This is a genomic window from Curvibacter sp. APW13, from assembly GCF_032337135.1.
In the GTDB taxonomy this organism is placed as follows: Bacteria; Pseudomonadota; Gammaproteobacteria; order Burkholderiales; family Burkholderiaceae_C; genus Allorhodoferax.
Map to the genome: position 1 here is coordinate 80084 of NZ_JAVXZZ010000007.1, position 21479 is coordinate 101562.

Here is a 21479-nt window from a genome sequence, read left to right on the forward strand (position 1 = left end):
TACCTCAGTACTTCTTCCACACCACGCGGTTCACGTAGTCGGTGTAACTGTGGATGATCCGGACGACCTTGTCACTGACGTTGGGCATGCTGTAATCGGCCACCAAACGCAAGGTGCGGTCGCTCCCCCGCTGTTGCTGCTGCAATATCGCCAACCCTTGCCGGACACGATCCGCCTCGAGCCCGACCATCATGACGGCCGCCTCTTCCATACCTTCCGGGCGCTCGTGCGCCTCGCGAAGATTGAGCGCAGGGAAATTCAGGATGGACGATTCTTCGTTGATGGTTCCACTGTCCGACAAGACCGCTTGCGCATGCATCTGCAAACGCACATAGTCATGAAAGCCCATTGGCTTCATCAACTGAACCAAGGGGTGGAATTCTGAACCGGTTGTATTGATGCGTTTCTGGGTTCGCGGGTGTGTGGAAACCACGACTGGAAGCCCATACTCCTGCGCAACCGTGTTGAGCACTTTCACCAGCTTGAAAAACGCGTTGTCCGATTCGATGTTCTCCTCGCGGTGGGCACTGACCACGAAGTATTTCCCCTGGCTCATTCCCATGCGATCCAGAACATTCGATGCCTCAATGCGTGGCATGTAGTGCTGCAGCACTTCGTACATGGGACTTCCAGTCTTGATCACCTGGTCTGGAGGAAGGCCTTCACGCAACAGGTACTCCCTCGCCAACGAACTGTAGGTGAGGTTGATATCCGCCGTATGGTCGACGATTCGACGGTTTATTTCCTCTGGCACCCGTTGATCGAAACAACGGTTCCCCGCTTCCATGTGGAATACGGGCACCTTTCGCCGTTTGGCCGGAATGACCGCCAGGCAACTGTTGGTATCCCCCAGCACCAGCATGGCGTCCGGCAATTCATCCGCCAGTACGCAGTCAACTGCAGTGATCAGATTACCAATTGTGTTGGCCGCACCCGTCGAATGCGCGGCGCAGTCGAGAAAGTGATCCGGCTTACGGATATCCAAGTCCTCGAAGAAGACCTGGTTGAGTTCGTAGTCATAGTTTTGTCCAGTGTGGACCAGAACGTGATCGCAATGTGCATCCAAAGCTGCCAGCACACGCGACAGACGGATGATTTCGGGTCGGGTTCCGACCACGGTCATGACTTTGAGCTTTTTCATGGGTACGTTGACTCAGACTGGGCAACTGATGGTATCCGGCCGGTCGCGATCAAACACTTCATTCGCCCACAGCATCACTATCATTTCGTCGGTACCAATGTTGGTGATGTCATGCGTCCAACCCGGCACTGTTTCGACAACCATCGGCTTCTCACCGCGGGTCTCTAGCTCGTGCATTTGCCCTGTCTGCATGTGCCGAAACCTGAATCTTGCCTGCCCCTTGATCACGAGGAATTTTTCCGTCTTGCTATGGTGGTAGTGCCCGCCGCGGGTAACTCCTGGATGGGCAGTCAAGTAGGAGAACTGTCCGCAATCTGGCGTCTTTAGCATCTCGACGAACACGCCTCTCGCATCTTCGTGGCATGGTAGCAAGTAAGAGAATCGATCTGATGGCAAATAACTGACGTAGGTGGAATACAAAGCGCGCACAAGACCGCGTCCGACAGGCGGCATCATGAGACTATCGCGGGCATCCCGGAACGCTTCGATCTGCGATAGCAAGCCAGCAACAGTGGTCGAGTACTGAGGCGTAACGACTTCACAGCCATGCGCATCTGGCGCTGGATCAGCCCCATGCAACAATGCCAGAAACCGATCCAGAACATCATCGATGTAGGTCAAGGTCAACTTTGCTTGCCCGTCGTGAACCTGTACCGGCAAACCTCGTGCGACGTTGTGACAAAACGTGGCAACAACCGAGTTGTAGTTTGGTCGAGCCCACTTCCCAAAGACATTGGGCAACCGGAACACGTGAACTCGCCCACCGGTTTTCGCACCATGGCTCCAAACTATCTGTTCTGCCATCCGTTTGCTGTGACCATAGGCATTGTCAGCGGTCGCCTGCATCGATGAGGCAAGAACGATGGTCGCGGGCCGCTTTGCTGACTCCAAGGCACTGCAAATCCTTTGTGTCAAGTCTGCATTGCCTTGCATGAATTCGCTAGGATCCTGGGGACGATTAACTCCTGCCAAATGGAAAACAAAATCTGCCTCCCCGAGATAGCTGCGCAATTCATCCTGCGACGTCGCCCGGGTCACACACTGCACATCGTCATAACCGGCTTCTGTCAGACGTAGCCGCAGGTTACGGCCAATGAAACCATCCGCGCCGGTAATCAACACCCGCACAGCTCAATCCTCGACAACAGCGGACTCGCCGCGAACGATACGGCGCATGAATTCGAGTTTCATCAGGAGCTCTTTCATACCTTGCACATCCAACCGTAACGTGTTGTGAGAGTTGTAGTCATCGTCGTGGTTGCTCTGCGTCAACCTACGCTCACCTTGTTCCACGTACTTGGCGTAGTTCAAATCCCTGCTGTCCATAGGTACACGATAGTAAGCCCCCAGGTCAATAGCGTATGCAAGCTCCTCTCGGCCCAACAACGCCTCATACAGCTTCTCGCCGTGCCGAGTTCCTATTTCAAGTACTGGATGATCAGGGCGCCCCATCATTTCGAGAATCGCCTGAGCCAGCACCCTTACCGTTGCTGCTGGGGCTTTCTGGACAAAGATGTCTCCGTTTTGGCCATGCATGAATGCGTAGAGGACCAAATCCACAGCATCATCAAGAGTCATCATGAATCTGGTCATGCCTGGGTCAGTGATGGTGATGGGCTGCCCGGCAAGAACCTGATCCACAAAAAGTGGAATCACCGACCCCCTGGAGGCCATGACGTTCCCATAACGCGTGCCACAGATGACCGTTGAGGTTCCGTCTAGTCCACGGCTGGCGGCGACCATGACTTTCTCCATCATCGCCTTGCTGATGCCCATCGCATTGATGGGATAAACCGCCTTGTCGGTGCTCAGACACACGACGCGCCTCACGCCGGCATCAATGGCGGCACGCAGCACATTGTCAGTACCCAGCACATTGGTCTTGACTGCCTCCATGGGATGGAATTCACATGACGGAACTTGCTTGAGCGCGGCAGCGTGAAACACGTAGTCCACACCTCGCATGGCAGTCGTCAGACTTGCCGGATCCCGCACATCTCCCAGAAAGAATTTCACCTTGTGATGCGCAAACCGCTTACGCATGTCATCCTGCTTCTTTTCGTCGCGACTGAATACGCGGATTTCTCGGACGTCGGACGCCAAAAACCGCTTTAGCACCGCACTACCGAAAGAGCCAGTCCCCCCGGTTATCAATACGGTCTTGCCGTCAAAATCTTGCATGTTCAGACTGCCTTGATGAATTTCTTTAACCATTGCTTTACTTCCTGCGGCACCAGCCACTGCACCAGTCGCTGTGATTTGATCCTGAGGAAAGGTTTGACACCGCCGGAAAACCCCGGTCGTATTGAACGCACTTCACTCAATATGCCGATCAGAGACTGTTCATACGCGCGATAAACTGTCTCTGGCTCTCGGCCCATGGCTCGGTAAGCGGCTGAAAGACGGTCAAAGCTACCATCCGACAAGAGCTGAAACTGGTGAAAGTGGTAAAAAATCAAGGGCTCGCCATCCACGAATATTTTCTTGTGGTTATCTTCCGCAAAACTGTATTGCGCATAATTCCACGGAGCCAACCCAGCCCCCACGTGTTGGATGACATGAACGCCGTCGAAACTAGCGGGCCACTGATCGAGATATTTCTGGTCACCCATTCGATCGCCTTCCAAGCGATGAAAGCACCACTCAATGCACTGCTCACGCCAGCGAGCAAGGCAAGCCATTCCGTGAGCATCTCGACGAAAACCTACCCATTCCACGCAGAACCGACCGTTCACCTCTAGGTGCTTGAGCGCAGGCGGAAAGCGATGCTCAATGATGACGATCGAAGCATCTCCGATCTCGTCGAACAACGGCTGCAACGGCGAATAAAACAACAGATCAGCGTCGAGGTAGGTAATGGCATCGATTTCCGGGTTGTGCTGCAGCACATACCAGGGCAAGCAGGGTGACAGGGTCCAGCAGTATTCCGCCACGCTGCGGTCGGGCTTTACCGCCAACAGTGCCTGATCTTCGACCTCCGGCAGCGACAGGCACGTCACATGCGCAAGACCTAGCTGCTCCAGAATCTCGCGCGTCTGCCCGTCCATACACAGCACATGTACGTATGCATCGGGGCAGTGCTGCTTCAGGGTGCGTAGCATCGCCACGCCCTTGAGCAGGTAGTTGCTATCAAACAGGGTACAGAAATGGCGCATGTTCAGGCGGCGTTCTTGCGGCAGACGTAAGTCCGGGTGGCACAGCCAGCTCCATGACTCACGGTTTCGTCCAGCGTGTAGGTGGCCAGCAGATCCAGCCCGCTGTCAGCCAGCAACTGCAGGAACTGCGGTTCGTTGAAGTGGATCTCGACCGTTTCCACACCATAGGCTTTCTTGCGGTAATACTTGTTCGGCTGACCCAGCACCACGGGTGTACGATGGAAGATCGCGTAGCGGCTGGCGACCCGGGCGGTCTCGGCCACGGCGGCCTGGTACTCCGGGATGTGAAGCAGACAGCAGCCTGAGATCACGGCATCGTAAGCATTGTCCGCGTATCTGAGCGAGGTCGCGTCCTGCACATCAAAATGCAGCTCAGGATAACGCTGCCGAGCCAACGCAACAAAGGCCTCTGAGTAGTCGCAACCAGCGTAGTCCACATTCAGCCCGGCGATCTTGAAGACCTCTGAGTAGTAGCCACTGGAGCAGCCCACTTCCAGCACACGCATTCTTCCTGCGCTACCCTGCAAACCGCGCAGGCTCTTGACCATGACGTCGAACACGGCGATCGCCGCTCCGTGGCGGTACTCAGCTAGCTGCCGATCCACCAGCTCACGCTGCCTGACAGGCAGATCATCGTCTTTCCAGGCGGTGCGCAAGCGAACGGATTCGCGGCCTACCTCATCCCCGGCCATCTCCACGTAGTGGGTCGACACGCCTCGCCCCGGCATCACCAGGTGCAAGCAACGCTTGAGCAGGCTCTTCAGACGCGGGAAGCGGTTGAGCAGCACACGCAATTGAGCCTTCATCGAACACCTCCCGCCAGATAGCGCTCCAGCACCCGGACCAGTTCCTCCATGCGCCACTGGTAGGTATGCTCGCGCAGCGTACGGGCCTGACCAGCCCGGGCAATGGCGCGCGCCTCATCGGGATGGGCAATGTAGTAACGAATCAGCTCGGCCGCCTCTTCCGGGCTGGAGTAGGCTACCACCTCCTTGCCCACTTCGAACAACTCACCCAAGTTGTCCTTGCGGTCGGTAATCAACAGCGCCCCAACACCAGTGGCCTCGTATAGGCGCATGTTGTTGGCGTTGTTTTCGGCCACGTTGATGTGGCGATTCAGCGTGACCCGGCTGCGCGCCAGCGCGCGGTACATGTCCAGGCCCCACACTTCGCCGTGATGGCGGGCCACAATGGGAGAGGACCGGCTCAGGCTGTCCGCGCCATAGCCAAAGAACTCGATTGGCGTGCTGCCCGCTAGGTATTCCAGCATGGGCAGCGCCTTGCCGTGGTGGCGGCTGATGCCGCCCACGAAGCTCGCGTCGATGTCCTTTTCCACGCTCCCCAGCAGCTCCAGCACGCGCGTGTCGAAGCCGATGCGGAAGTATTCCGACGCCACCCCCATGGCCCGCAAGCGAGGCACGAAGTGGGGAAAGGACGTCATGATCAGGTCATAGCCCTTCAGATACGCCTCCGGCGGCATCGGGCTGGCAATCTGGCCGACGATAAGCTTCACGTACGGTCGAACCTCGGCCAGCTTCTGGGGCGTGAGAAACCACAGGTCTTGGCAGTACAACACATCAGGTCGAGTCGCCTTGATTTGCTCCACCGCAATCTCCACCAACCCCGGCAACGCCGACAACCAGGGCCCGAGCACCGGCAGTCGCAACAGGCGCTGCGGCAGCTTCAGGGCCAGCGGGCTGTAGCGCACGCCCTGTTCCTGCGCCCAGGTTTTCTGCAGGGGCGTGCAGTTGACGATCAGGTCCTGGGCATCGTGCCCCATGGCCTGCAAGTGGCGCGAGTAGAAATCGGAGGTGCCAAACACCTGTTCAAGCAGTTTTTGTCGCTGGTTCGTATAGGCCTCGCCGGCCAGCGCGGGGTGCACATCATAGTGGGCCGCCAAGAAGCGGGGGTAGTAGGTATCGAGTAGGGCGATGCGCATGTAGGTATCAATCCGCCTGGCCTGCTGCCGCAGCCGCTTCTGCTTCCGTCCGTGGCGAGCCTATGGGCAGCACTTCGTCAGCCAAGGCTGCGATCTCCGGATCGTGGGTGATGAAAATGATGATGCCGTCGCGCATGCGGGCACGCAGCTTGGCCACCACCTCAACACGCGTATCCGGATCGAGTGCGCTCGTCGCCTCATCGAGGATCAGAACGTCGGGCTGGCGTATCAAGGCGCGCGCAATACCCAGGCGCTGGCGCTGGCCGCCGGAGAAGTTCTCTCCCAGATAGGTCAGGCGGGTATTCAGCCCTTGCTCCAGCAAACGGACCATGCCTTCGAGGTTCACGGTTTCCAATGCGGCATAGATCGCATCGTCGCTCGCTTGAGCGCCCAATAGCAGGTTGTCCTTAACCGTGGTAGAAAAAATCTTGGGCTGTTGCTCCACCAGCATGAAACGCGCGCGTGCCGCGTGCAGCGGCAGGCCGCCCTCGTTGACAGTCACCGCGCCACTGTCGGGCACGCTCAAACCCAACAAGATATCTGCCAGGGTGGACTTGCCGGCCCCCGAGGGGCCAACGACGGCGTAGGTATGCCCCGCCTCGAAGTGAAAGCTCACGTTATCGAGCACACGCCCGCGATCGCCATAACTGAACGACACCCGGTGCAGGTTCATGGCGCGCACCGGCACCGCCGCTACGACTTCCGTTACACGCGGCTCCTCCCTCGCCAACTCAACCAGCGCGCCAATGTCCTTGACAGCGCGGATGTCCGTCAGGAGCTGCGAGCCGGCCGCCACCATCTGCCCAAGTGAGGCAAACACCCGGATGATGATGATGGTCCCGGCGAACAGGGCCGCGTCCGTCATGCCCACTGAGGCGCCAGGCCGCAAGACAATAGCTGCCAGTAGCAACAGCACTATGGCCGGAAAGGCCTTAACCCCCGTTTTGATGGCGTCCAGTTCGACCAGCATGCGGATATAGGCGTGAATCTGCGCGGCGTAGGTGGACATTACGAACCGTTCGCCATGCAGCGAACGGATGGAGCGCAGGCTGTTCAGCGCCTCCACGAAGGTCGTACCGAGTTCCCGAGACAGATTGACCGCACGATTGTTCACGCGTACCACGCGCCGCAGCAGGAAGGCGATCACGGCTAGGCTGGCCACCAGGAACAGCACGACACCCGCGAACACCTGCGGGGAAAACTGGTACAGCACCACCATACCGACCAATGCGGTAGAAAAACCAACCGCTGTCTGCAGTAGGCTGCTGACGATGGTGCCGCTCTTAAACGTGTCGTCTCCCGCCATGGTGATGTAGTGCCCCACCGAGCGCGTGTATACCCGCCCCATGGGCTCCAGCAGCAGGATGTGGCCAAAGACCTTGCCACTCAACGTCTCATGCACCCGCTTGCCCAGCCAAGTTGTCAGCACGGCAAGAAAATAGCCCAAGAGCAACCGGACCATCATGACAATGAAGAACAGCCACAACCAGGTTCTGGAAACCGCTTCCAGCCCCAGTTGCGCGGCAACTTTGCTCCAGACCTGTGTGACCGGTGAATTGGCGGCCGTCTGCCCCGGCGCCATGGGAATCATCAAACTAGTGGCCAGGTATTCCAGCACCAGCACCAGCAGGGTCAGTGCTGCCACGGCATAAAAGGCACGAAAATTCCTCGCCACAAAGACGGTATAGCGAACGATCTGCCCCGCGATTGCGGCGATCGAAGCAAGGACGTAGTCCATCAGACTGCTGCTTTGAGGATAGCCACCAGTGCGTCCACGCTGCAACCCTGTATGCTCAGGAAACTCACAACCTCTGCATCATGCTCCAGCAACGACATGGCTTCTTCGTAAAACAGGTTGGTCAGGTAGAACGCCAGCAGGCTGACGCGGTACTCCACCGCCAACGTGGCGGCCACGTCCGGGCGCAGCGCAAACACAGCATCGCACTCATTGAGATAGGTGTTGCGGCCGGATCGCACACGCCCGGAACGCGCCACTGCAGCAATCGGCTTGATGTGCAGCAATTCAAAACCCTGCTGCTCCATGTATTCACAGGCTTGCCAGAACTTTCCCGAGCCCTTCATCACCGGCTGTGCCAGAAGGGTGGATTCCATCTCGATACCGACGATGCGCCTCTCATCAAACAAAGGCTGCGCACCCTGAAGGATGGACAGCTCCGTACCCTGCGTATCGAGTTTGACGAAGACCGGCGCGGTGGCTGACAGCCCCGCCAGCGCCTGTACCAGGGTGAGGGTCTCGATCCTGCGTTCGGTCACCGGAAAAAAATAGCCCAGGCTGGACACACGGTGCTTCATGGACGGTGTTATTTCCGGCGGCAGGAGACTGGAACCGGTGTCCACATTCGTCACGTACAGGGTTTGCGTGCCGCCTTCGCGGCTCAGGCCGGTGGTGCAAGCCGCCACTTGGCAGGGCCAACGCCAGGACTTGACGTAGCCGATGTTGGCTTCGTTCGGCTCCACGGCCAGCCATTGCGTTCTGGGTGCGTTCAGAAACGCCAGCCATTTACCATGGGGGTAATAAGAAGCGCCGACGTCCACGCAAATCGATATCGGCAGGTAGGGGCTCAGCAGTATGGAAACACGCCAGGGCAGGGTGCGCTGGCGCAAGAAATTCTTCGCTGACTGCGGGATCAGACGGCGCGCGGCCAGGCCCAGACTCATGACAACATCCTTTTCACCTTGCCCATGGCACGCTCCGTATACGTCAGATCCGAAAAAATCACCTGCAGCGCTAGGCGCTCGCCTTCCTGCATCAGCCCACCGCGGTGCAGCAGACGAGCACCGTCGAACGCAATAAAGGTTCCGGCAGGCCCGATCATCCTGCGCTCACTGGCGGCCAACTGGCTTTCCAGTTCGCTGCCGGGCAGTACGTCCCAGCCCATGTGCGAATTGAAGCGCAGGCACTCAGGAAGGCGCATGAAATGCCGCCTGAAGTTCTCCGAATTTACTGATTGGTGGTACTGTTTAGCGTAGTAGTCCTTTAGCGGCGAATCAGCACGGTTGCCAACTATGCCCACTACCCGGCCTATCATTTCCTGCAACGGGTTCAATTGCATGGCCTCGTAGGCGCCTGGGTAGCACCCCGTTGGACCATTTCGCTCCGTCACATCGGAGAGATAGACGATGGACTTGGGGCAGGAAATGGTTTCGTCCAGGTGAGCATAAAGCGTCCGGGGCGGGCGCTCCAGGCCCGTGATGGCGTTTTTCCACCAGGTGGCCTGCGGCACACTCAGCTCCAGCGACACGCCAATCACGCTGGTCTTGCGCCCCGTGTAGGCGCTGACCGTATCCAGCACCCCCAACGCCTTGAACTCGCGATTCAACACGCCGCGGATGGCACGAACCGTTCTTCCTGTATTGACAGACAGGTCTTCGCGCTTCAATCGTCCGGAGGTGGCATTGGTGCGGAACTGACCCATTTCCTTCATAGCCAGGCCGCGCAGTTCTTCCACTGCGCTGCCCGGGAGTCGACCAAAGAAGTGCCGGTAGGCCTGCATGTGTATGGCGGCTTGTCGCGTGGATTCATGCTCCAAACTCACGGAATGTAGGCAGGGCTGCCTTGCGTACCAAACCAGTTCCTCCTCAAGCAATCTGACACATTCGCCCTGAAGTTCAGTGAGGAAAGATTTTTCTGGTTCCTCTTTAGCCTGCGCCAACATGTGCGAAAAAATCCCCGCCAAGGAATGCCGACACTCCCTCCTCAACGCTGTGAGGCTATTGCCATTGAGCGAGGCTCCTATTTGCCGCACAGCCGCGTAGGTTGCATTGAAAGTCGCCAACTGATCATCTGGCACGCTCCAGCTTGGGACATGAAACCCGAAAGCTGGGTGGTCCCGGTAGCCGATCTCCATCAAAGGTTTCAACACTTGCATTTTGACCAGTTCCTTGTCGGCCATTTATTCGAATGCAACAGCCCGTAATACATGTCCAGCACCACCATCAGATATCGCCACAAGCCTTTAGAAAACGCATCCGCCAGGATCCGCCCGACGCAAATAAGTATTATTCCCCAGATCAAGTCACACTTATCCTACAGCTGCATCAGACTTCGCCATTGCGTCGATAAAACGCTTGAATGCTGGCAGTCTCACCAAGCCACGGAAACCCTGCATCACAGACTCCTCGGTGATCTCACCCACATTGCACGCCTTCCAAAAATCCACGAAAGCCCGTCTCAAGGTTTGTTGGTCTTCTTCTCCATATAGGTTATGCATGTAGTAGAAGGCCAGTGCCTGGCGCTGCATTTCCTCCCTGGGTAGAGGCATCAACCCATGGCTTTCCAGCATGCCCTTGTACTCTTCCCGTGTGCGGGCGGTACGGCAAAAGTCAAAGGTGTAATGCGGGTGGCGTGCACTGGTGATGCTGGGCACGCCCAGATACGCCAGTTCATGCGCAACCGTACCATAGACCGTGACGCCGCAGGAGATGCCGGCCTGGGCTAATTGCACATTGCTTACACTGGCCGGCAACCATTGGAGATCGGGGTATTTCTGTCGCAACCGCGACAGGGCCTCGTCGCTCAAGGCGATCTGGTTGGGATGTGGTTTGAGGAAGAAGCGTGCACCCGATTTTTGCAACACGTCGACCGTGCAGCAGATCCAGCGCCAGAAGTCATGGAAAACCAGCTCAGGGTAGACGTGCGGACTGTCGTAGAAGTCATGCAGGAAGACCACCACCGCCCCATCCAGCCCGGCAGGCAGCTCCACGCCGGATTGGGCATAGGCTGATTGCCGCATGTAGCTCGTCGCCGCGTCTATGCCGCCTGACAAACGGTTTTCCAGCTGATCGCGTGCCTGCTGCAACCGCTCGTCCTGTCGATCCAGTGCATCGAACCCACTTTTGTAACCATCGAAGTTCTGAGTGTGGAAGCTGTCAGCTTGCGTCAGCCGCTTGGCAAATCCATTCAGACTTCCAAACGACCAGACTGCTACACCGTGACGCAGCGCCACGCGTGCTGGTATGCCATGTTCGAGGTAGGTTGTGTAGGAAGTCAGATACCAGCGCGGTTTGCGTCGACCGAAATAGGCATGCGCCTGCCTGACATCGCGCAGCGCCTGCCACACAAGGCGCCGAACGAAGGGATCCTTCACATCGAACTCAGGTGACGGCTTGAAGCGCAGGTAAGAATCCACCAGCAGGTCGGCGACTTCTATACCATCAATCTTTAGTGATAAGTCCTCCCCCTGTTGTTGCAGTTGCCGCCAGAGCGGTCCTGAGCGAAACCAGTCTGCGAGATCATTGAGCGGATGTGCCCACGAGGCACAGCGGTAAGCCACGCCATCAATCAGCTCGTCATAGGCGCGCACCCAAGGGTTGGTCCAGAGCCAGGCTACCGGCGCACTCCGCTTGATTGCGGCTTTCCAACCTGTGCCGACTGCACCGTTAATGGATTGAACAATAACCACTTCAGAAATGACAGCGCCATGGGCTTCAAGGTTCGCACGAATGGCTCCAAACAAAAGAAAATAGAACTTATCCCGGACTGATTGGAACGACAACAAAGAACGGGCGACTCCTCTCAAGGGGTTTTTACGCATACCCGAAAAAGACTGAGGCCTTAGACCGGGTTCCTGTGGGTACCTCGATAACAGCAGGCTCATCTTCTTCAACATGACCGACACCTTATTCATCACGATCCGAATCCTCCAGCTCAACACCGGCAAACAGGTGAGCCTCAACAGTAAGTTTTTTGTCAATACAGCCTTACTGTTTGTCCAAATAGACATCCAACATGAAAAGGCGCAACATCAGATGGAGAGAGACTGAAGCAGAATGTCTGGTATTTCACCCCTTCAGCAATGCCAATTCCGTCCATTCCACATCGAGATGAAGAAAACCAATTGGGTTTTGAGTACGAGTACGCTGCGGCAATGAGTTGTGGGTTCGGGCCATCGCAACGAATTCGAACTCGGGTTCGCCCCCCCTCCCCGCAAATGGTCGCAAACCTTTGCATGCGCTCCAAATCCTAATCGTAATCGAAGGACACCTAGGCCGCGCAGTAGATGCTGTCGCGTGCTGAGCGGTTTTGCCGGCATTTCAGAAAGTTCTGCGGCGCGGGCTCGACCAGCAGGCCACGCCAGTTGCGGTATTTCTCGAAATACAGACTGTTGGACTGGGTCACCCCGTCATTAGCGCCGAGCTCAACAAAATAACTGTTGTCATAGTCGACGTATTTTTCCAGCTTGTAATCGAGCTGATTCAGGCTGAAATATTTTCCTCGCAGCAAACGTTTGGCGAGTGACTTGATTACGTTCACCATTACCTGAGAACCCTCATGACCATGAATGCCTCAGCGGCATCAACCCCCACGCAGTATCCACGGTGCTTCGCCAGGCTCCGCATGTGCTCCATGCTGCGTGAATGGGGTGGCGCACGCATCTCCAACGCGTAGGCTTCCAGCGCCCGCATTTTGGTTTCCATGTGGGCACTGATGTCGACAAACAGATTAGGAAGGAAGGGGGCCAGCCCCGTACTGCTCCATTCGGTACTGGACATCACCTCAAAGGCAAGTATTTCCCGGACAGTGCTGTTTGGGAGAGGTCGGCAAGCCGTCATGACTGCTTGGTGGACCAGCCGGTGATCGACATTCAGGTCCCCGCAATGATGCGTATAGATGATTTCCGGCGCGAGCTTGCCGATTAGCGCCTCCAGCGGCTGGATGATATCCAGCAGAGGCAGGCTGTCGAGCCGGTTGTCCGGCAAGTCCAGAAACGCCATGGTGCTGATGCCGAGGATGTTTCGCGCGTTCTCTGTCGCCCGCTGGCGGTGCACCAAATCCTCTTGTCCAGCGCCGCCCCTTGACGTAACCCCGTCGGCCACAAAGACGACATGAACTTTGTCGCCCGCGGCAACGTGCTTGGCAATGGTTCCGCCGCAGCCGAGGGCCTCGTCGTCTGCATGCGCGGCCACTATGAGGATCGCCTTACTCATCAAACTGATCCCAACTCGTTGGAGTACCCCTAGCGATATCTCTCTTGACTCGCTTGCCCAGTACTTGGTCTATTTCTGACGGCTTTAGGCCAAATCCCGGTCTAATGCTCCGGATGTGGTGGGGCGTGACTCGCTCCCCCGCCTTAATGCCATTCACAAAAAACAGCGATCTCGCAAAGATCTTGTTTGCCTTTGCCTTTTCGGTCACAGAGTAGTCGATCTTTCCCAGCAGTCTTTCTGTATTTCTGACGAGGTCTACCAATTCGGTCAGCTCGCCAGGCTCGATTGAAAAGGAGGCATCCGGCCCTCCAAGAGCCCTGTCTAGGGTAAAGTGTTTTTCAATGAAACAGCCTCCCAGAGTCACAGAGGCTAGTGATACTTCGTGTCCAAGAGTGTGATCCGAAACCCCTACCATGACGCCAAACTCCTTTTGCATATGCGCCATAGTCAGCAAGTTGATTTCCTCCAATGGAGCGGGATAAGCGGAAGTACATTTTAACAATAGGACATTCTCGTTGCCGACACTTCTACAGGCATGAACCGCAGCCTTGATATCGTCATACTCAGCCATACCAGTCGATATCACCATCGGCTTCCCAAATGAGGCCACATGGCGAATCAGGGGCGTGTCAAATATTTCGAAAGACGCGATTTTGTACATCGGCGGGTCAAATTGACGCAAAAAATCTGCGGCACTAATGTCATATGGCGTAGAAAAACAAATCAGGCCTTTATGACTACAACGTTCAAATATTGGCGCATGCCATTCGTATGGAAACGGGGTCTCGCTGTAAAGATCGATCAGCTTTTTTCCATCCCACGGCGTCCCACTGTTGATGACAAAATATTCATTATCACAATCAATTGTCATCGCTTCAGGGGTAAGAGTCTGAATCTTGAAGCCATCAGCTCCAGCTGCGGCCGCTTGATCAACGAGCTCTAACGCCTTGTCTAAACTATGCAAGTGATTAGCTGACATTTCAGCAACGATGAAAACAGGCGCTCCAGCACCCATTCTTTTGCCTTGTATTTCTATCATTTCAACCTCTCAAATCAGGTGTAGACCTTACAAAGTCAAACAACCACTCTACCCCACAGTAAAACAGCGCATCCAAGTACCCCATATATGGAACAAACGGTCTACCCCCTTGGTCATATATCGGGTGATGAAACTCATGAAACCTAACCTCTATCCCAGACCCCAGGAACCCCTCCGAAACGCCATAATTGCGCCCGTTTGGTCCAGACACGTAGCAATCAGCGTTGACACGTTGACTAAGCAGGCGAAGAACTTCGACCCCCCCCCTCGCGGTCTCTTCTGGCGTGAGCACATTGCTGGCGAGTACAAAGCAAGGCTCAAATGACAACAGCTGGCATGTGTTTTTCAACAATTCGATTAAAACATTTGCATAACGGTTTGAAACCTCATCTATCTTATATACACGATCAAGCAATTCCTCATTAAAGTAAGGCGCCTTACCATAATGCTGCGATATCCTATCCTTGTGCTCATCCATCCAAGTACGGCCGTTTATTTCCGCGTTTACGATTAAAGACCGACTCGACGAGGCAACCGGAATTGTCAACCAAGCTGGCAAAGGCAATAATAGTTTATTGCGATTCTCCCATCCTCTGGCTTGCCGCTGCACAACGTCCAAGACCACGAACTTATCAGCAAAATATAATCTCTGGAGATAGTTCAGCGCTGGAAGATATCTCGGTTGAGAAATAACCACGTTCAACGACACCACTCCTTCAGACTACTCGCTTCCGTAATCTTTTTCAGATCGTCAGCAGCTAGCGGACCAAAATAGGTTCCGCTTTGGGGACTCAGATCAAAGGCAGGAACTTCCCCCCGCCCAAGACCATCGCACAAATCTTTCGCAAGGAACTCCAACGCCGTCAGCAACCGAGAATAGTTTTGAGGGTAGTCGCTTGCGTAATCTATAGAGAACTCGATTCTGCTGACGAATCGTCCAGCATCGATTCTTTCGTCCGTAATTTGATGCACGCTTAATGACATAGATTTGAATCCATTGAGAATTGCATTTGGCAACGGATGACGCCCTCGATTCGTATAGATGCAGCCTGGATGGAAATTGAAGAGCGATTTGAACCAATCGATGTGTCTCTTCTTGAATAACAGCCCAAAACTTGCTACTACGCCAACCGGCCTCAATGCTGGATCAAGCACCCCATCCAGTTCATCAAGTCCATTTATTTCTATCCACCTGATATTGTTGGCTTTACAGAAGTCCTTGGTTTTTCCCTCATTGCGCCTCGCTTCAAGCACCACCAATTCAACTCGCATCGAGCAGGTAAATGTCTTTAGCACCGGAAGGTACGAACCGAAAAATACTATCGGATTAATTTCCATGTAGACCTCGTTTGCACCCGTTAACTCACTTTCTCGCCCCATTTTTTAATTGAAATCTTGTACCGCACGCCAGCCATTTCAAAATACGCGGGGTACTGATCATTGTCCACAACCCTAAGCAGATTGAACTGCTCGGCCAGGGTCTTGGATGGGTCCAGCCTACTGTCTGTCGGCCTGCGGCGTGCATAGACACTTCCCGCCCCTGTCTGCGGGCGCGCCCTGTCGACGATCGCTGGGTATGCCTTCACCCATTGCATACACAAATCTAGCGTGGCCTGGGCCTGGAGCAACCTCCACTCAGGATTGAGCTCGGTTCCATTGAGCGTAATCCACTCCTGAAGGTAGATAGGGCCGGCGTCAACGGCATCGACAGCCTCGATCAGCGTCACGGGAATGCGGTTTTTCCCCTCCAGAATCTGCCACGTCATGGGCGCCCAGCCCCGGCCATCAGGAAGCTCGCTCTCATGAACTACCAGCGTGTGCCTGTACTGCTTGCGAACCTCTGCCGAAACGATGCGACTGAAACTCAGGCAGAAGCAGAAGTCGGCGGGAAGAGCTTGTTCTACCCTGTGCGCAATCCGGACCGTGTGCCCGGCCAACACCCACTCTTCTGCCAGCTCATCGACGTAGGGGGAAATCCAGGAGCCTGCATCCGTCAGCACCTGGATCACGTACCGCACGCCGTCGCTCTTTTGCAGGCCGGCATGAACGAGACGGGACTTCAACCCCTCCCGCGCCGCCAGCCAGGCACTGCGCAACAAGCCCAGCCTGACCACATCCCGACGGGCGTCTCCATCCTGGAAAGACTGCCGAAATCTACCTTCAATGGAAAAACCAAATTTTCGGTACGGATCGACCTGAAGACACCCGTCCTCCATCAGGTCCCAGGTCACCCTCTGCACGTCAGATTCGGAAAATGCCAAGTCCAATCCTTCAAACATCATGCGCCTCAGCGTAGTACGCGTAACGTCTCCCGCCACCACCCAGCCGACCTGTACTTCATGACTCCCAGCATGCTGTCGACCCAGGAAGATGGCTCCTTGCACTCCACCGATCTCATCTTCATAAAGATAGATTCGGGTATTTGCATCCCTTGCATCCAGCTGAAGCCAGGCATCGATTTCACGGCCGCCAATGACCTGCCGATGCAACAAGGCGCCGCCCCGACAAGACGTACTGCACCAGGCGAGAACGAGCGGTATCTGCGTCGGATTCAAGGGATTGAAGGCCATCATCTATCCTGTGTTTAGCCCAGCACAAAGTCGCACACGCGTTCCGCCCCTGTCCCTGGCACCAGATCCTGACACCTCCGGCTCATTTGCCTCAGTCTCTCCGGATCCTGGAGACATCGACCGATGGCATCGGCAATGATTTGAGCACTGACCTGCGTGCTTTCCCCGAGAAAATCGATATAGCCTGCCGCCTGCATTGCAACGTTAGTCGCCGTCTGGTTGGCAGCAATGCTGATGACAACGGCCGGCAAACCAAGACACATACGCTCCCAGCTCGTAGACCCGCCGGCGCTGATCATCAGGTCTGCCCGGGCCATCCATCCCGCCAGAGAGGGCAGGCCGCTGTACACATGTATCGCGGGTCGCGCAGCCGCCTTATGGGTTATGCCTTGCGGGTCCGGGTGATTGACGCCAACCACCACATCTACAAGCAAATGCGCCAGTCTGGGTTGCGCGAGTGCATCCATGACCTTACCCGTTTCATTTGTCAGATCGCTGCCCCCCATGAACACGAGCACTCGCCCGACCTCACCATCGCGCGGGGGCATGTGGGCACGGAGCGTTGCATATTCTGGCTTCAACAACGCATATCGCGGGCCCAGCATGGTGACGCAGTGATCCGGGATCATCCCCTGGTAGCGGCGAGACATATCATCGCCAAACCAGTTCTGGTCCAACAAGAAATCGCATTCATGCCTGCGGTCAGCCAGATCGTCGATGACCACCATCCGGCGCACATGTGGCCGGAGAACCTCTTCCCAACGGATGTCGATTGCGTAGTGATCAATCACCAGCATATCCGGCTTGATAGCCGACATCGCACGTAGCGTCTGCTCAGCGTCGCTGCGCCAATCGCAACCCAGCCAGCCAGCATGCGCAGACTGAGAGCCGCCCGCTGCAGGTGCTGGCTGTAAGGGTGCCGGACCAGCCGGCAACTCCATCACGTCGTAACCTCGCTGCCGTATCGCGGTAATCATGTTGCCAGGGTGCATGCGACAAACGAAATATGACTCTAGCCCCCTGGCTCGAAGTTCGCCAGCCAGGGCAAGACAGCGGACCACATGCCCGGTCCCAATTTGCCGGGAAGCATCTGTCCGAAAAACGACCTTCACATCAGCCTCGCCTCGCTCTGCATGGCTTTGAACAACCACTCGGCGCGCAGCCAGTCTTCAGGCGTGTCGATATCCTGCACACGATGGCGCGGCAATCGAACAGGAATAGAAGATGGCGTAAAGAAGGCTGGGTCTTCCAACCAGGCTTTCGACTTTCCCCAATAAAACTGACCCGCATCGTGCCACGCCTCTTCCAGGTCTTGCGAGCGAGTACTGAAATGTCCGGGATAAAACATTTCAACGCGCCCCAGCTCTGTGATACGGATAGCCCGCTGAATAGGGAACGGGTAACTGGTGACCGAGAACGCATAGCTACAGACGTTGGCTAGCAGCAAGTCCAACCCCCGGCGCAAATCATCGCCTTGGACAAATGGCGCAGTGGCGTATATGCAGCAAACCTGTGACGGTTGCCTGCCCACCTGCTGAAACCACTCAACAGCATGACGTACGACGGGAATTGTCCCTGTGTGGTCATCGGCGAGCGCCGCAGGCCGCATAAACGGCACGCCCGCCCCCCACTGCCTGGCGACATCCGCAATCTCGGCGTCATCGGTGGACACGATCACCTCGTCGAAGCATCCGCTCTGCAAAGCCGCCTCAATCGACCACGCAATCATGGGCTTGCCACAAAAGGGCTTGATGTTCTTGCGCGGAATACGCTTGCTGCCGCCGCGCGCGGGTATGACGGCCAGCCTCATGACGCGGCATCCTTATGGGCAAACTCGCCGATCAGCGCCGCTACGCGGCAAATGTCGTCAGTCGTGTGGCCAGCGGATATGGGCAAGCTAAGCTCCGTGGCATGCAGTTCCTCGGCAACGGGATAGGCGCCTGCCAGGATCCCCCGCATGGCTTCCTGCCGGTGCGGAGGGAGGGGATAGTGGATCTCCGTCTTGACGCCATGGTCCAGCAGATGCTGGCGCAGGGCGTCGCGGCGCCGATGACGGATGCCGTAGATGTGAAACACATCGTATTCATCGGGCCGCCGCACCGGCTTTGCCACCCATGCCGGCAGATTCGCAAAATAGACCTCGGCCAATGCCCGTTTGTGCGCAGTCATTTCATCAAGATGGCGCAGCTTGACGCGCAGCAGCGCGGCCTGCAACTCGTCCAGGCGGGAGTTCACGCCGACATAGCGGTTTACATACTTCTGCTTGGAGCCGTAGTTGCGTGTGTGGCGCAGTCGGTCGGCCAAGGCATCGTCATTGGTGACGATGGCGCCCGCATCGCCCATGGCGCCCAGGTTTTTTGTCGGGTAGAAGCTGAAGCAGCCGGCATCGCCAAAAGTGCCCGTCATCTGCGTCCCCAGGCGGGCGCCGTGCGACTGGGCACAATCCTCCACCACCTTCAGGCCGTGCTCGCGCGCAAAGGCGCCGATGGCGTCCATTCGGCAGGTCTTGCCAAGCAGGTGGGTGACGCAGATGGCGCGTGAGTTGCCGCTCAGGGCCTGCGGCAGGCGGGCCGGATCCATGTTGAAGGTGGCCAGCTCGGGCTCCACCAATACCGGTTTGTGCCCGGCACGCACGATGGCGAGGATGGTGGCGATGTAGGTGTTGGAGGCCACCAGGATGTCGCTGCCGCGCGGCAGGTCCAGCGCCTCGATGGACAGAATGAGCGCGTCCAGCCCGTTGGCCACCCCTATGCAATGCTTGGCACCGACATAGCTGGCGAATTCAGCCTCGAAAGCGCTGACCTCCTGGCCCAACACGTACCAGCCGCTGCGGATAACGCGCGCAGCCGCCGCTTCCAGCTCCGCCATATAGGCCTGGTTGGAACGCGCCAGGCTTTCGTATTCGATGATCTGCGGCTCAGGCATAGGGTTCGTCGATGTATTCACTGCGGTCGTAGGGATGCGAGGACATGACCAGCAGGACTGCCCCCGGACCGAAGGTCATAGTGTGCCAGTCCTTGGGCTCCACCAGCAGGCACTGCCCGGGGTGGGCCAGCACCACGTTGTCAGTAGCAACGCCGTCGTTCATGTAGACGGTGACGGTTCCGCTCACCGCCACCAGGGCCTGACGGGTGTGCCGATGCCGGTGCCCGCCACGGGTCTGCCCATCGGCACCATAGATCCAGTAGCTGCGCACGACGGCAAAGGGCAGCGCCCCCTCGAGCACCGTGAGCGAGCCGCGCGGATCGGTGTGGGTGGGCAGTTTCAGGACTGGAAAATGCGACATGGTTTCGCTTTCATGCCCGACGGCCTATGCCTTCGTAGTGAAAGCCCGCCTCCCGCACTTCGGCCGGCTCATAGAGATTGCGTCCGTCAAAAATGACCGGCTCAAGCAAGGTCGCTTTCATGGCGGCGAAGTCGGGGCTGCGGTAGGCCTTCCATTCGGTGGCGATCACCAGCGCATCGGCGCCCTGCAGCGCCTGCATGGGTTGCTCATGGAAGGTGACCGCCGCAAGTTGCTCGGCAGGCAGGTCGAGCGCCAGGCAGCGCCGGGCCTCGTCCATGGCCACGGGATCATTGGCCTGGACACGGGCACCGCGGCGCACCAGTTCGGCCACGATCGCGCGGCTGGGTGCGGCCCGCATGTCGTCGGTATTGGGCTTGAAGGCCAGGCCCCAGAGCGCAAAAGTGCGCTCCTGCAGGTTCTGCCCGTAACGCGCCAAAATCTTGTCCACCAGCACGTGCTTCTGCCGGTTGTTGACCGACTCCACGGCCTGCAGGATCTCTAGTGCCTGCCCATGCTCGCCCGCGGTGCGCACCAATGCCTGCACGTCCTTGGGAAAACAGCTGCCGCCATAGCCCGTCCCGGCATAAAGGAAACTGTAGCCGATGCGCGGGTCGGAGCCGATGCCCTTGCGCACCTGCTCGATGTCCACGCCCACGCGGTCGGCCAGGTTGGCCAGTTCGTTCATGAAGCTGATGCGCGTGGCCAGCATGGCGTTGGCAGCGTACTTGGTGAACTCGGCGCTGCGCACGTCCATGGTGAAAATGCGGTCGTGGTTGCGCGTGAACGGGTGGTACAGGCGCACCATGAGTTCGCGCGCACGCCGGCCTTCGGGCGTGGCTTCATCGGCGCCGATGACGATGCGGTCGGGCCGCATGAAGTCCTCCACCGCGGCGCCTTCCTTGAGGAACTCGGGGTTGGACACCACAGCGTAGCCAGCCGCCCCGGCCGACAGCTTTCTTGCCGCCAGTTCCTCAGCAATGGCGGCCTGCACCCTGTCGGCGGTGCCCACCGGCACGGTGGATTTATCCACGACCACCTTGAAGTCGTTCATGTAGCGGCCGATGTTGCGGGCGGCCGCCAGCACGTACTGAAGGTCGGCGCTGCCGTCTTCGTCGGGAGGGGTTCCCACGGCGATGAACTGGATGTCACCATGGACCACACTGGATGCAACGTCGGTGGTAAAGGCCAACCGACCAGCTGCACGATTGCGATCGACCAGTTCCTTGAGGCCAGGCTCATGGATAGGAACTCCCCCCGAATTGAGTATGGCAATCTTCGCGGGGTCTAGGTCAAGACATAGCACGTTATTGCCAAGCTCTGCCAGACAGGTACCGGTTACCAATCCTACATAGCCGGTTCCGACAACAGTAATTTTCATTTATTTGACGGATTCAGGTCGGA

Annotated in this window: 22 protein-coding genes; 1 reads left to right on the top strand and 21 read right to left on the bottom strand. The window is 57.1% G+C overall.

The features are described from left to right. Positions 1-4: 4 nt before the first annotated feature. The 10 genes from wecB to RQP54_RS19635 all read right to left on the bottom strand — a co-directional run bounded on the left by wecB (position 5) and on the right by RQP54_RS19635 (position 11865). A complete protein-coding gene (gene wecB / locus RQP54_RS19590; RefSeq protein WP_315680260.1) occupies positions 5-1141 on the bottom strand; it encodes a non-hydrolyzing UDP-N-acetylglucosamine 2-epimerase in 1137 nt (378 codons plus the stop codon). Positions 1142-1153: 12 nt separating this feature from the next. Then, entirely contained in the window at positions 1154-2269 is a 1116-nt protein-coding gene (wbjC, locus tag RQP54_RS19595; RefSeq protein ID WP_315680262.1) for a UDP-2-acetamido-2,6-beta-L-arabino-hexul-4-ose reductase, read from the bottom strand. 3 nt (positions 2270-2272) lie between these two features. After that, positions 2273-3355, bottom strand: coding sequence for a polysaccharide biosynthesis protein (locus RQP54_RS19600; RefSeq protein WP_315680263.1), 1083 nt, complete (start codon positions 3353-3355; stop codon positions 2273-2275). Next, entirely contained in the window at positions 3325-4296 is a 972-nt protein-coding gene (locus tag RQP54_RS19605) for a hypothetical protein (protein WP_315680264.1), read from the bottom strand. Before RQP54_RS19605 ends, RQP54_RS19600 begins: the two co-directional genes overlap by 31 nt. A gap of 2 nt (positions 4297-4298) precedes the next feature. After that, complete coding sequence (locus RQP54_RS19610) at positions 4299-5102, bottom strand: class I SAM-dependent methyltransferase (protein WP_315680266.1); 804 nt, start codon at positions 5100-5102, stop codon at positions 4299-4301. Continuing rightward, positions 5099-6235 carry a glycosyltransferase gene (locus RQP54_RS19615; RefSeq protein WP_315680267.1) on the bottom strand — a complete coding sequence of 379 codons (1137 nt, stop codon included), beginning with the start codon at positions 6233-6235 and terminating at the stop codon, positions 5099-5101. The genes RQP54_RS19610 and RQP54_RS19615 overlap by 4 nt, the downstream gene beginning before the upstream one ends. Before the next feature lie 7 nt (positions 6236-6242). Continuing rightward, on the bottom strand, positions 6243-7973 hold the full coding sequence (locus tag RQP54_RS19620) for an ABC transporter ATP-binding protein (protein WP_315680268.1): 1731 nt from the start codon (positions 7971-7973) through the stop codon (positions 6243-6245). Continuing rightward, positions 7973-8914: an FkbM family methyltransferase gene (locus RQP54_RS19625; RefSeq protein WP_315680269.1), complete on the bottom strand. Its 942-nt coding sequence runs from the start codon at positions 8912-8914 to the stop codon at positions 7973-7975. Before RQP54_RS19625 ends, RQP54_RS19620 begins: the two co-directional genes overlap by 1 nt. Further along, positions 8911-10149 carry a hypothetical protein gene (locus RQP54_RS19630; RefSeq protein ID WP_315680271.1) on the bottom strand — a complete coding sequence of 413 codons (1239 nt, stop codon included), beginning with the start codon at positions 10147-10149 and terminating at the stop codon, positions 8911-8913. Before RQP54_RS19630 ends, RQP54_RS19625 begins: the two co-directional genes overlap by 4 nt. Positions 10150-10278: 129 nt before the next feature. Next, positions 10279-11865 (bottom strand): hypothetical protein, encoded by a 1587-nt coding sequence (locus RQP54_RS19635; protein WP_315680272.1) that lies wholly within the window; start codon positions 11863-11865, stop codon positions 10279-10281. Between RQP54_RS19635 and RQP54_RS19640 the strand changes: the two genes are divergently transcribed. Continuing rightward, on the top strand, positions 11864-12019 hold the full coding sequence (locus RQP54_RS19640) for a hypothetical protein (RefSeq protein ID WP_315680273.1): 156 nt from the start codon (positions 11864-11866) through the stop codon (positions 12017-12019). The two genes, RQP54_RS19635 and RQP54_RS19640, sit on opposite strands and share 2 nt — an antisense overlap. A 220-nt stretch (positions 12020-12239) precedes the next feature. On the opposite strand, the gene RQP54_RS19645 is transcribed toward RQP54_RS19640, so the two are convergent. Genes RQP54_RS19645 through RQP54_RS19690 form a run of 11 tightly spaced genes read right to left on the bottom strand, consistent with a single transcriptional unit; the run spans position 12240 to position 21456 of the window. Further along, positions 12240-12512: an FkbM family methyltransferase gene (locus RQP54_RS19645; RefSeq protein WP_315680274.1), complete on the bottom strand. Its 273-nt coding sequence runs from the start codon at positions 12510-12512 to the stop codon at positions 12240-12242. Continuing rightward, a complete protein-coding gene (locus RQP54_RS19650; RefSeq protein ID WP_315680276.1) occupies positions 12512-13183 on the bottom strand; it encodes a PIG-L deacetylase family protein in 672 nt (223 codons plus the stop codon). Before RQP54_RS19650 ends, RQP54_RS19645 begins: the two co-directional genes overlap by 1 nt. Continuing rightward, a complete protein-coding gene (gene pseI, locus RQP54_RS19655; protein ID WP_315680277.1) occupies positions 13176-14222 on the bottom strand; it encodes a pseudaminic acid synthase in 1047 nt (348 codons plus the stop codon). The genes RQP54_RS19650 and pseI overlap by 8 nt, the downstream gene beginning before the upstream one ends. Before the next feature lies 1 nt (position 14223). After that, positions 14224-14934, bottom strand: a complete 711-nt coding sequence (locus RQP54_RS19830; RefSeq protein ID WP_409997593.1) for a WbqC family protein — start codon at positions 14932-14934, stop codon at positions 14224-14226. Further along, a complete protein-coding gene (locus RQP54_RS19660) occupies positions 14922-15560 on the bottom strand; it encodes a formyltransferase family protein (protein WP_315680278.1) in 639 nt (212 codons plus the stop codon). The genes RQP54_RS19830 and RQP54_RS19660 overlap by 13 nt, the downstream gene beginning before the upstream one ends. Positions 15561-15580: 20 nt before the next feature. Continuing rightward, entirely contained in the window at positions 15581-16792 is a 1212-nt protein-coding gene (locus RQP54_RS19665; protein WP_315680279.1) for a formyltransferase family protein, read from the bottom strand. A 14-nt stretch (positions 16793-16806) separates the two neighbouring features. After that, entirely contained in the window at positions 16807-17943 is a 1137-nt protein-coding gene (gene pseG / locus RQP54_RS19670; protein WP_315680280.1) for a UDP-2,4-diacetamido-2,4,6-trideoxy-beta-L-altropyranose hydrolase, read from the bottom strand. Continuing rightward, a complete protein-coding gene (gene pseF, locus RQP54_RS19675) occupies positions 17901-18602 on the bottom strand; it encodes a pseudaminic acid cytidylyltransferase (protein ID WP_315680282.1) in 702 nt (233 codons plus the stop codon). The genes pseG and pseF overlap by 43 nt, the downstream gene beginning before the upstream one ends. Further along, a complete protein-coding gene (locus RQP54_RS19680) occupies positions 18599-19717 on the bottom strand; it encodes a DegT/DnrJ/EryC1/StrS family aminotransferase (RefSeq protein ID WP_315680284.1) in 1119 nt (372 codons plus the stop codon). The genes pseF and RQP54_RS19680 overlap by 4 nt, the downstream gene beginning before the upstream one ends. After that, a complete protein-coding gene (locus tag RQP54_RS19685; RefSeq protein ID WP_315680286.1) occupies positions 19710-20078 on the bottom strand; it encodes an FdtA/QdtA family cupin domain-containing protein in 369 nt (122 codons plus the stop codon). Before RQP54_RS19685 ends, RQP54_RS19680 begins: the two co-directional genes overlap by 8 nt. A gap of 10 nt (positions 20079-20088) precedes the next feature. After that, positions 20089-21456 carry a UDP-glucose/GDP-mannose dehydrogenase family protein gene (locus tag RQP54_RS19690; RefSeq protein WP_315680287.1) on the bottom strand — a complete coding sequence of 456 codons (1368 nt, stop codon included), beginning with the start codon at positions 21454-21456 and terminating at the stop codon, positions 20089-20091. Between the last annotated feature and the right edge of the window lie 23 nt (positions 21457-21479).